This window comes from Janibacter limosus NBRC 16128, assembly GCF_001570985.1.
GTDB classification, from domain to species: Bacteria; Actinomycetota; Actinomycetes; order Actinomycetales; family Dermatophilaceae; genus Janibacter; species Janibacter limosus.
On the sequence record NZ_BCSS01000010.1, the window covers coordinates 21,843 to 33,300 of the forward strand.

The following is an 11,458-nucleotide window of genomic DNA, read 5'->3' on the forward strand; positions in this document are numbered from 1 at the left end:
CACTGGCAGCGATCATACCGATCCGTCCTCCGGAGTCGGGGTGGCGCGACGGCCGTCGCGCCGGCCGCTCATAGACTGGCCAGCCGCGACTGCGGACGAGAGGTGGACACGATGAGGGTGCAGCGAGCCATGGAGCTGGTGCGCCGCGGCCGCAGTCTTCCCCGCTCCGAGTGGGTCGCCCACTGGCGTGCCCGCCCCGTCGAGCGCGACACGGTGCTCTACGAGGCGACCTTCGGGGCCGGGCTGCTCGACAGCCCGCTGGCGATCTTCCGCCACCTCGTAGCGGCGCCGGACCTCGCCCACCTGCGACACGTGTGGGTCGTCGCCGACGCAGGGAGGCGGCAGCGGGCGCGCGAGCACCTGTCCGCCCTCGGGCTGGACGAGTCGCGGGTGCGGCTCGTCGGGTACCGCACCCCCGGGTACTTCCGCCACCTCGCCACGGCCGGCTACCTGGTCAACAACTCCACCTTCCCCGCGGAGTTCGGCAAGAGGCCGGGACAGACCTACGTCAACACCTGGCACGGGACCCCGCTCAAGGCGATGGGCTACGACGTCCCGGGGGGCGCGCTCGGCGCGGCCAACATCATCCGCAACTTCCTCGCCGCGGACCACCTGCTCTCCACCGGCCCGTACATGACCGACACGATGTACCGGCAGGCCTACCGGCTCGAGGGCATCGCGACCGGGTCGGTGCTCGAGGTGGGCATGCCCCGCACGGACGTGCAGGTCGGCACCACCGAGGCCGAGCGCGAGAGCATCCGGGAGCGGCTGAGGGTCGCTGGCGTCGACGTGGACCCACGACGTCGCGTCGTGCTCGTCGCGCCGACGTGGCGTGGGGAGGCCTTCGCTGATCCTCGCCTCGACGCCGAGGACCTGATCGAGCTCGTCGGTCTCCTGCAGGCGAGCCTGGGCGACCGGTGGCAGGTTCTCGTCAAGGCCCACCCCGTGGTGCACGGGCAGGCACGGTCCATGCCCGGCCTCGAGGGGCGCCTCGTCCCGGCAGAGCTCCCGGTCAACGACGTCCTGGCGGTCATCGACCACCTGGTCACCGACTACTCCAGCGTCCTCTTCGACGCGCTCGTCGACCCACGGCTGCCGATCACCTTCCACGTGCCCGATCGCGAGCTCTACGAGCGGACCCGGCCGCTCTACCTGCCCGCGGGGGACCTGCCCGGCCGGGTCTGCACGACGGCGCAGGAGACGGCGGCGGACGTGTCCGCCGGAGGGTCGCGAGCCGACGTGCGTAGCGACTGGGCCGCGCGGTACGCCCCCTTCGACGACGGGGGCGCCAGCCAGCGTGTGGTCGACGTGGTCTGGCGCGGAGCCTCGCCGTCGGTCGGCCGGAGCGTCCGGCTGGAGGAGCGGACGGTGGACGGGCGCCGGGTCCCGCGCCTGCTGGTCCACGGCGGCTCCCTCCAGCGCAACGGCGTCACCTCCTCCCTCATCGCGCTCCTCGGGCAGATCGACCTGGACCGGACCGACGTGTCGGTCGCGTGGGGACCGGCCCGCGACGCCGACCCCGACGCCTTCGCGGCGGCTGTCGACGACCGGGTACGTCTCCTGCCCCGCGTGGGTTCGCCCAACGGTTCCCAGCGGGTCCTGGGTCTGCGACACCTGCTCGAGCGGCTCGGCGCCGACCACCCGGCCGTGCCGGTGGGGCCGCTCGTGCGCCTCCTGCGGGAGGAGTGGGTGCGCTGCTTCGGGCAGACGAGGTTCGACCACGTCATCGACTTCGGCGGGTACTCGCCGTACTGGGCGCTCCTGATGTCGCGGGGGGTCGCGCTGGGTGAGGTGCGCACCCACTCGATGTGGCTGCACAACGACCTTGCGGCCGAGGTCGCCAGCACCGTCGGGCAGGGGAGCGCGCGAGCTCGCCACCTCGAGCAGGTCTTCAGCCTGTACCGCCGGTACGACCGGCTGGTCTCGGTGTCGCCCTCCCTGTCCCGCGTCAACGAGCAGTCCCTGGCCGGCCACGCGGGCAGCGCGCAGTTCCGCAGCGCCCGCAATGTCATCGACGTGCAGCGCGTGCGATCGCTGGCCGGGGTGCCCCTCGACGACCTCGGGCTGGCCGATGAGGTCGTGGCCGCGCTTCGGGACGAGGCGACGGTGACCTTCGTGACCGCGGGGCGCCTGACCCCGACCAAGAACCAGGCCCGGCTCGTGCGCGCCACCGCGGCCGTGCGTGCCGCGGGGCACGACGTCGCCGTCATCATCATGGGCTCTGGTCCGCTGGAGGCCGACCTGCGAGCCCTCGTGGCCGAGCTGGGTCTCGAGGGCTCGGTCCACCTCACCGGGCAGGTGGCCAACCCCTTCCCCATCATCGCGGCAGCCGACTGCTTCGTCCTGACGAGCGAGCACGAAGGCCTGCCCATGGTGATCCTCGAGGCGCTCGCCCTGACCACCCCGGTCCTGACGACCGCCTTCTCCTCGGTCGAGGGCGTGCTGCCCCCCGGGTGCGGCGTCGTCGTCGACAGGGACGATGCCGCGGTCGCCCGTGCCATGATGGATCTTGTCGCCCGACGCCCGGACTTCAGCACTCTGGACGTCGACGCCTACAACGCCGCCGCGCTCCAGGAGTTCGCGGCCGCGATCGGGCTGGGTGACAGCCCACGCACACCAGACGGACCACGACGCACAGGACACACGTGAGCGAGCACAAGACCCGGGGCGCACGCCCGACACTGGAAGAGCTGCGCGCGGTGGCGCAGCCGCCCTCGGTCGTCGGGCGCCGCAACTCCGAGCACTGGGCCGGCACGCTCTACCTGCGCCGGATGTCCCTGCACTTCACCCGCCTGATCCTGCCGACGGGCATCTCCGCCAACGGCGTCACGTGGCTGATGATCCTCATCGGCATCATTGGCGCTGCGGTCCTGATGATCCCGTCGTGGTGGGCGGTCTTCGCCTGCGCCCTCATCATGCAGTTCCAGATCCTCGTCGACTGCTCCGACGGGGAGGTCGCCCGGTGGCGGGGGACCTCGTCGCCGATGGGCGTCTACCTCGACCGGGTCGGTCACTACGTCACCGAGGCGGCGCTGCCCATCGCGCTCGGCGTCCACGTCGACGGCGGACCCACCTCGATCGGAGGATGGACCACCATCGGCGCGCTCGTCGGCTGCCTGGTGCTGCTCAAGAAGTCCTTCGGCGACCTGGTCCTCGTGGCGCGGCTGTACGCCGGTTTGCCGAAGGGGGACGAGTCTCAGGAGAGCACCGCCGCCCGGTCCGCGGGACTGCGGTCCATCCGCAGCGTCCTGCGGTTCTTTCCCTTCTTCCGCGCCTTCGTGGCGATCGAGTTCTCGCTCATCACCCTCCTCGCGGCGACGATCGGTCTCGTGCTCGCCGAGGCGGGTGTCGTGGACGACGGCACGGTCCTCGCGGGGTGGCTGCTGCTCTCGCTGCCCCTGGCCCTGGCCACGGCCGCCGGCTTCCTGCTGATGATCGTCAACTCGCGGCGCTTCGACGCCTGAGGCCGCGCGCGGTGCGATAGCGTCGGACACTCTGCTGGCCGTGATCCGGCCGCAGTCGGTCGACGTCCTGAGGGTGTGTTGTGAGCGAGATTCTTCTCGATCGGATCAGTCTGCGCGGCAACGGCGAGATGGGCGTGGTCGTGGTCGTCAGGTCAGCGGCCGCAGAGCCCAGCAGCGCGAGGGTCCGTCTCGACGCCCGAGGCGGCGGCGAGAGCCTGTCCTTCCCGGCGACCATCACCCCGGACGGCCCCGGGCAGTGGTCCGTCACCTGCACCATCCCGGCGGGAGGGCTCGACGGCTTCGCCCACGGGACGGACATCGTCGACGGCTTCCTCGACGTGACCTTCGGTGACGAGCTCGTGGCCACGCGGCTGGGCTGGAGCTCGGCCGGCCAGGAGTGGTTGCCCTACCCGACGGCAAGTCGCAAGCTGAGCCTGACGCAGGTGCGGGGATGAGCGCGGTGCACGACGCACGAGGGGCCGAGCGCACCTTCATGGTGACGTGGGGCATCGCCGACGAGTTCGGCGGGATGACGTCCATGTGTCTCCAGCGCGCCCGGATGTACCAGACCCACGTGGGCCAGCGGGCGCCCATCCTGACCTTCGAGCCCAAGCCCGGCTACGGCGAGGTCCTGGCCGCACTGGAGGCGGCGGGCCACGCCTTCGAGGGCCTGGAGATCCTCAACATCTACCACTACTACCGCTCCGCGCTCCTCGGTGACCGGTCGACGGTGCGCGGCGCGACGCTCCTCGCTCCCAGCGCGCCGGAGGGCTCGTTCCCGCAGGAGCAGCAGGACGACGACGGGCGCGTCTTCTGCCGCCTGTGGACGCAGTCCGGTGTCGACAAGATCGTCCGACGCGAGTACCTGCGCGCGGACGCCACCCCCTTCCTCGTCGACGAGGCGCCCGTCGACACCGCCGGTGACGTCGTCAGGCGACGCCTCTCCCTGCTCGCGCCGGACGGCCGAGTCGTGGGCGCCTGGACGCGTGCCGGTGACTTCTACCGGGACTGGCTGCGCGAGCTCGCCGGCACGGCGACCACGGCGATGATCGTCGACAGCAACTTCGCCGCGGGCATCTTCACGCAGCTCGAGGAACCCCACATCGTCAAGCTCAAGGTGCTCCACAGCAGCCACGTCGTGGCCGCGGCGGACCCCTTCGTCGGGGCGATCGCCAAGCCGCACCGTCCGATCCTCGACGACCCGGCCCGCTGGGACGGCGTGGTCTTCCTCACGGAGGGGCAGAAGGCGGATTTCGTCGACCGCTTCGGCGACGCCGACAACCTCGTCGCGATCTCCAACGCCCGCGAGCGACTGCCGCAACCGCCGCCCGTCGAGGGGCGCAAGCGGTCGACCGGGGCCATGGTGTGCGCCCTCACGCGGCTGAAGAACGTCGAGTCGGCGATCCGCGTCATCCAGCGGGCCGCCGAGCAGGCGCCCGAGGTGCACCTCGACATCTACGGCGGTGGGCCGGAGATGTCCAACCTCCAGTCACTCGTGGACGAGCTGCAGCTGCAGGACCACATCACCCTGCACGGGCACACCCGCAACGCGGCCCGCGCCTTCGAGTCCGCGACCTTCTCGATGCTCACCAGTCGCAAGGAGGGACAGCCGTTGGTGCTCATGGAGAGCCTCGGGCGCGGCTGCCCCCCGATCGCCTACGACATCCGCTACGGGCCGAGGTCGCTCATCCAGGACGGGCACAACGGCTTCCTCGTCACGGAGGGCGATGAGGAGGCGGCCGCCGCCCGCATCGTGCAGCTGTGCCGCGACGAGGAGCTGGTCAGGTTCCTCAGCGAGCAGGCGTGGGCCTCGAGCGAGGGCTTCGGCGAGCGCGCGGTCGTCGACCAGTGGCAGAGCGTCATCTCCCGTGCCCTCGAGGCCAAGCCGGAGCGGCTGCACCTCCGGGGTGCCGCCTTCGTCGCCTCGTCGGTGACGCTCCACGGCTCCGGGACCCTGGAGATCGAGGGTGACCTCACCTGGACCGAGGCCGGTGGGCCCCCAGCCCACGAGGTGATGACGCCCCACGTCGTCGTGCGTCGTCGCCACCACGGCGCCCCCGTGGTCCTCCCCGTCGAGGTCCTCTCCCGCGGCCCGCTCCGGATGGGGCTGCGCCTGCGGATCACCCAGGACGACGCCCATCGTGAGGTGCCCGAGGGCAACAAGCAGCTGGACATCGTCCTCGCACTCAACGGACGCAACGTCATCAGGCACTTGAGGCTCGACTACGGGGCGGGCGGCGAAGGCTGGCTGCCGTACTCCACCGTGCATGGAGCGCTGAGCATCCAGCGGCGGGACAAGACCGCCTGACGGGCACGATCCATCGACTTGGCGCCTCAGCGCTTAGGCTTTCCTCCCGTCAGGCGACCGGACGAGCACGAGTGTGTGTGTGGCCGGTCCGCGCACACATCGCCCGAAGGCCCTACTTGATGACAGAGCAGACCCCCCGGAAGACCCACGAGACCCGCAAGGACTCGTCCTCCCGCGGATTTCGCAAGGACATCCAGGGGTTGCGCGCTGTCGCGGTCTCGCTCGTCGTCATCTACCACCTGTGGCCCACCGCGCTGACGGGTGGTTTCGCCGGCGTCGACGTCTTCTTCGTCATCTCGGGCTTCCTCATCACGGCGCACCTGCTGTCGCGCCCTCCGCAGACCGGGCGTGACCTGGGGCAGTTCTGGGCCCGCCGCATCCGCCGTCTCCTGCCCGCAGCGCTCACCGTCCTCGCGGTGACGGCGGTCGGGACCCGGTTGCTCGCCCCGAGCACGCAGTGGATGGGGACCGCCAAGGAGATCATCGCCTCGGCCCTCTACGTGCAGAACTGGCGACTGGCCACCTCCGCGGTCGACTACCTCGCCGAGGACAACGCGCCCAGCCCCGTGCAGCACTACTGGTCGCTGTCGATCGAGGAGCAGTTCTACCTCATCTGGCCGCTCCTGATGTTCGCGGCCTTCTTCATCGCTCGTCGCTACCACCGCAACGGCCTGTCGCTGGCCCGTGGCGTCATCCTCGCGATGGTCGTCGTCTCCCTCGCCTACTCGGTGTACGCCACGGCCAGCTCGCCATCGACCGCCTACTTCATCACCCCCACACGCATGTGGGAGCTGGCCGCCGGCGGTCTCGTGGCGACCTTCGGCACGATCGCCGCGAGCCGCTTCAAGGCCGCAGCCGCGCCCGTCGCCTGGCTCGGTCTGGCCGCCGTCGTCATCACCGGCTTCACGTACACGGGGGCGACCCCCTTCCCCGGCTACACGGCGCTGCTGCCCGTGATGGGGACGGCCGCGGTCATCCTCGCGGGCTCTGACCACCCGCTGTCACCGCTCGCGATCTTCCGGTTCCGGCCGGTCCAGTGGCTCGGTGACGTCTCCTACTCCGTCTACCTGTGGCACTGGCCGCTCATCATCCTCGTGCCCTTCGTGAGTGGCGGCAGCCTCGGCATCCTCGACAAGTCGGCCATCCTCGTCGTCACCCTGGTCCTCGCCGGGCTGAGCAAGACCTTCATCGAGGACCGCTTCCGTCAGCCGAAGCCGGGCGCCCCCCTTCGCCACAGCTACCGCGTCGCCGTCGTCGGCATGGTCCTCCTCAGCGTGCTGGGCAGTGCCCAGATCGCCGAGGCCCAGTACCGGACCGACCAGGCGGCCAAGGAGCTCGAGGCCGCGACCAGCGGCGGCAACCCCTGCTTGGGCGCGGGCACGCTGGCGAAGGGTGCGAAGACGTGTCCGGCGGTGCCGGAGGCGGAGCTCGTCCCGTCACCCGAGCTGGCGAAGGAGGACAGGTCCGCCGCCTACGCCGACAAGTGCTGGACCAACTCGCCGTTCACCGGTCGCAAGACCTGCACCTACGGCGATGGTCCGAAGAAGGTCGCCCTGGTGGGCAACTCCCACGCCGGCCACTGGCTGCCGGCTCTGGAGATCCTCGCAAAGAAGAACGGCTGGACGATCACCACCTACCTGGTGTCTGCCTGTGCCGTGATCGACGCTCCTCAGACCTACGAGACCAAGGCCAAGGTGGACAACTGCCACGCCTACGGTCAGTGGGCCCAGAAGCAGACGTCCGGCAACCGGTTCGACCTCGTCATCATGTCCAACCGGCTGCCCCTGCACAGCGCGACGAGGGGCACCAGCGCGGCGGAGGGCAGGGCCGGGTACGAGCGGTACCTGCGCACGTGGGCGAAGTCGGACACCAATGTCCTGGCGATCAAGGACCCGTCCTACCCCGGGGTCAACGTCCCCGACTGCTTGGCCGAGAACCCCGATGACCAGGACAAGTGCTCCGCCCCGAGGAAGGAATGGATCGTCGAGGACCCCATCGTGGCGGCAGTCAAGGCCGTGGACGATCCCCGGATCACCTCTCTCGACCTGGACGACTTGGTTTGCGAGCCGACCGTGTGCCGCGGTGCCAACGGTGGCGTCATCACGTACTTCGACAAGTCGCACCTGAGCGCGACCTATGTCGAGACGATGGCACCGTACATGGCCAAGGAGATCGAGGCGGCCGTCAACCGATAGGCCGCCCGGTGGTGACGGGGACGGCCCGCGCGATCGATCACGCGGGCCCTCCTCGTCGCGGCCAAGGGGGCAACCCGCCGCTCCTCGGATCACCCCTGGTCGTGCGCCTCCGGCGGGGCGAGGACGGAGTCCACGACACGGGCGGCGGCGTGACCGTCGTCGTGCGGCGCGAACCGCGCGATGAAGGCATCGATGAGCGAGCGGTCTGTGCCGCCGGGGGCGAGGCTGGTGCGCAGGGCCGTGTACAGCTCGTCCTCGGTCGTGGTGATGGGCCCGGGCACCTCGCTCGGGTAGTCGAGGTAGAAGCCGCGCAGCTGGTCGCGGTACTTGTCGAGGTCGTACGCGTGGAAGACCATGGGACGCTCGAGAAGCGCGAAGTCGAAGAAGACGGACGAGTAGTCGGTGACCAGGACGTCGCTGATGAGGTAGAGCTCTTGGATGTCCGGGTACTTCGACACGTCGACGACCCGGTGCCGCAGGTGCTTGGGCACGACCAGCTTGTCGGCGATGAGGACGTGCATGCGCAGGAGCAGCACGACGTCGTCACCCATCTCCTGCGCGAAGCGCTCCAGGTCGAAGGGCAGCTCGAAGGAGAACCCGCGCCGCCCCTTGGAGTCGTCGCGGAAGGTGGGGGCGTACAGGACGATCCGCTTGCCCTCGGGCAGCTGCAGCCGCTGCATCACCTGCTCGACGAGGGTGGAGCTGTCCGGCGCGCAGAGGATGTCGTTGCGCGGATAACCGACCTCGAGGACATCGCCGTCGTACTGGAACGCAGACCGGAAGGCCTGCGTCGCGTACGGGCTCGGCGACAGCAGGGTGGTCCACTGGGCCACCGCGTTGGTGACGCGATCGACATAGCCCTCGTCACGACCCACGACCTCGTCGAGGTCGTGGAGCATGCGCTTGAGCGGCGTGCCGTGCCACGTCTGGAGATAGACGCCGTCGCGGCGACGGCGGATGTAGTGGGGGAAGTTCTGGTTGTTGACCCAGTACCGCGAGCGTCCGAGGTGCCAGAAGTACGCCGGTGACAGCCGCTTGACGACGGTGAGGTTGGGCTCCCACACCGGGATCGACTTGTCGTAGACCCACACCTTGTGACGAGGGTCCTCGCGGCGCACGAGCTCCTCGTAGATGTAGCGGGGGCTGTCGCTGTACTGACGACCAATGCCGCTCTCGAAGAGGATGGCCTCCCGGGCCGGCAGCAGCCGGGCGAGGGCGAAGAGCCGCCGCATCACCGGGAAGTACTGCTGGCTGCGGCGAGCGCGCTGCAGGACGAGCTGGGGGAGCTCGGCACCCGTGACCGCGCCCACGAACGAGCGGTCGCGCCGCGCGCCGCGGACCGCGTCGATGATCCGCTCGCTGTTGTCGCGATCACGGTGGGTGAGGAAGCGTGCGGCCCGGGCCGCGTACCTCGGCTCGATCGTTCCCCCACGCGCGAGGGTGTCGTCCAGCAGGTCGAGGGCACGGTCGCGGTCGTGGGCGATGGGCCCGGGCAGCTCGTTGCCGAGATCGAGGTGGCTCCCCCAGCGGCCCAGGAAGCGCATGACGTCGAACTGGAAGTAGATGACGGGCTTGTCGAGGAAGGAGAAGTCGAACCCGGGACTCGAGTAGTCGGTGATCATGACCTCGCTCTGCTTGAGCAGGTCCTGGACATCGACATCTCCCTGGTGGACCACCGTGACGCCCGGGGCGTGGAAGTGGTGGCTGAACTGCTGCATGTTGGGGTGCAGGCAGAAGACGATGCTGGCGTCGTGCCGTGCCAGGAGGGCCGACAGCCGTGGGTCCGTGAGGAGACCGTGCCACTGCTCGAAGTACTCGGTCTGTGTGAAGGCATCCGGGTCCTGCAACCAGTCCCGCCAGGTCGGCAGCACGAGGATCTGCCCCTTGACCGGGGCGATGGACCCGTCGAAGAGGGTGTCGAAACGGGCCAGGCCCGTCACCGCGACCTCGTCGGGCTGGTAACCGAAGTCCTGGACGATGTACTCCTTCTCGCGCTCGGAGGAGACGAGGAAGAGGTCGGTCTCGAAGGAGGTGACCCGCTTGCCGTAGTTGAGGGCCATCCACTTGGTCCCCATGACGCCGTGCTGGAGGAAGACCTTGGGGGCCTTCATCTTGCGGGCGAAGCGCGGGGTGCGGGCTGGGTAGAGGAAGTTGGGGTGGTGGGTGCCCACGAGACGGTCCGCGCGCAGGCAGGTCTCGATGTGCTCCAAGGACTTGAAGTCGAGGACGTGGTCGAGCCCCTCGAGGTTGGCCCGCTCCGGGGAGTCCTCCTCGATGACGTAGTACGCGTCGATCTCGGGATGGTGCGTGCGCAGGTGGCGGAAGAGGTGCAGGCCGTTGTCCTGGGCCTTGTACGGGCGCTCGCCGAGCAGCCAGACCGGCTTGGAGCCGGGACGCAGCCGGTGCAGCGACAAGGACCCGGGCCGCATGAGGCCGCGCAGCCGCTTGTGGGCGTCGGTGGGGAAGAGCTCCAGGTGCAGCGAGGGAAACTTCGCCTTGAAGGTGAAGTAGGGCGTGATGGCCAAGGTGGTGTCGCCCGACGCCACCCAGCCGTCGTTGGTCCCCTTGCGCACGAGGTACGGGGTGCGCCCGACCCGGCCGCGCACCACTTGGCCATCGGTCGTCGTCGCCTGGATCCACAGGTCGCCGATCGTGTCCTTGCCGATCCCGTCCACCAGGTCACGGAGGAAGTCGTGCTCCGTGGAGAACTCGTAGAAGTGGCCGCCGAAGGTGCGGACCGAGCGCATGGGGTCCGTGGTGATCCGCGCCGGGCTGCTCGACTGGAAGGCCCCGTCCCGGCCGACGAGCTGCAGCTCGGCGCCGGTGAGGACGGTGTGCCGGGACGCGAGCGCGCCGGCGAGCACGAGACGCCCGTCCTCGATGCGCAGGTGGGAGACCTCGACGCGCAGGTTGGGGCTGATCTCCTGGTCGATGACCAGGGCCAGGTGGCCGTTGCGGTTGACGTACGGCAGCACGGACTGCCCCGCCGAGTTGGTCAGGGGCGCGAAGACCGGCTCGGCGGTACGCTGGAAACGACCGAGCGGGACCCGGTAGCTGAGGACCTCGTCCTCCTGAACGACCTCGGTGGCGTACCGCGGCGGACGCTCACGGTCCTCCGTCACCGAGATCCAGACGGAGGTCTTGGCGCCCTGCTCGGGCTCCTCGTCCGGGTCGCCCGGATCGGGCAGGACCTCCGGCGCGACGATGTCCAGGTCGAAGCTCGTGCGGTGACGGACGGCCGCCTCACCCAGGACCGTCGTCTGCTCGGACTGCCAGGAGCCGAGGCGGATCCACTCGTCGGCGATGAGGACGAAGACCTCGTGGAGGTGCAGCGACGGCCCGGTGAGGGCCTCGACGCTCATCGTGCTGCCGGTCTGCTGCATGTCCAGGTGGATGCGCGAGTACGGCCCGACGGTCGGCGGCCGGGACCGGCGTCGTTCGCGGCGCAGGAGCAGGGCCTTGTGGGCGAGGAGGGCGGGGACTGGCATGCG

At 69.9% G+C, this 11,458-nt stretch carries 6 protein-coding genes; 5 read left to right on the forward strand and 1 reads right to left on the reverse strand.

The genetic code is table 11. The features are described from left to right. Nucleotides 1–111: 111 nt before the first annotated feature. From JLI01S_RS05310 to JLI01S_RS05330, 5 genes are all read left to right on the forward strand, one after another. Complete coding sequence (locus JLI01S_RS05310) at nt 112–2,649, forward strand: glycosyltransferase (RefSeq protein ID WP_157074837.1); 2,538 nt, start codon at nt 112–114, stop codon at nt 2,647–2,649. Continuing rightward, on the forward strand, nt 2,646–3,464 hold the full coding sequence (locus tag JLI01S_RS05315; protein ID WP_068261145.1) for a CDP-alcohol phosphatidyltransferase family protein: 819 nt from the start codon (nt 2,646–2,648) through the stop codon (nt 3,462–3,464). The genes JLI01S_RS05310 and JLI01S_RS05315 overlap by 4 nt, the downstream gene beginning before the upstream one ends. Before the next feature lie 80 nt (nt 3,465–3,544). Further along, complete coding sequence (locus JLI01S_RS05320; RefSeq protein ID WP_068261147.1) at nt 3,545–3,919, forward strand: hypothetical protein; 375 nt, start codon at nt 3,545–3,547, stop codon at nt 3,917–3,919. Continuing rightward, a complete protein-coding gene (locus JLI01S_RS05325) occupies nt 3,916–5,772 on the forward strand; it encodes a glycosyltransferase (RefSeq protein WP_068261149.1) in 1,857 nt (618 codons plus the stop codon). Before JLI01S_RS05320 ends, JLI01S_RS05325 begins: the two co-directional genes overlap by 4 nt. 119 nt (nt 5,773–5,891) lie before the next feature. Beyond that, the gene (locus JLI01S_RS05330; protein WP_068261153.1) at nt 5,892–7,967 is read left to right on the forward strand and encodes an acyltransferase family protein; all 2,076 of its coding nucleotides are present in this window, start codon (nt 5,892–5,894) and stop codon (nt 7,965–7,967) included. Between the two features lie 89 nt (nt 7,968–8,056). On the opposite strand, the gene JLI01S_RS05335 is transcribed toward JLI01S_RS05330, so the two are convergent. Beyond that, nucleotides 8,057–11,455 (reverse strand): CDP-glycerol glycerophosphotransferase family protein, encoded by a 3,399-nt coding sequence (locus JLI01S_RS05335; RefSeq protein ID WP_245634535.1) that lies wholly within the window; start codon nt 11,453–11,455, stop codon nt 8,057–8,059. Between the last annotated feature and the right edge of the window lie 3 nt (nt 11,456–11,458).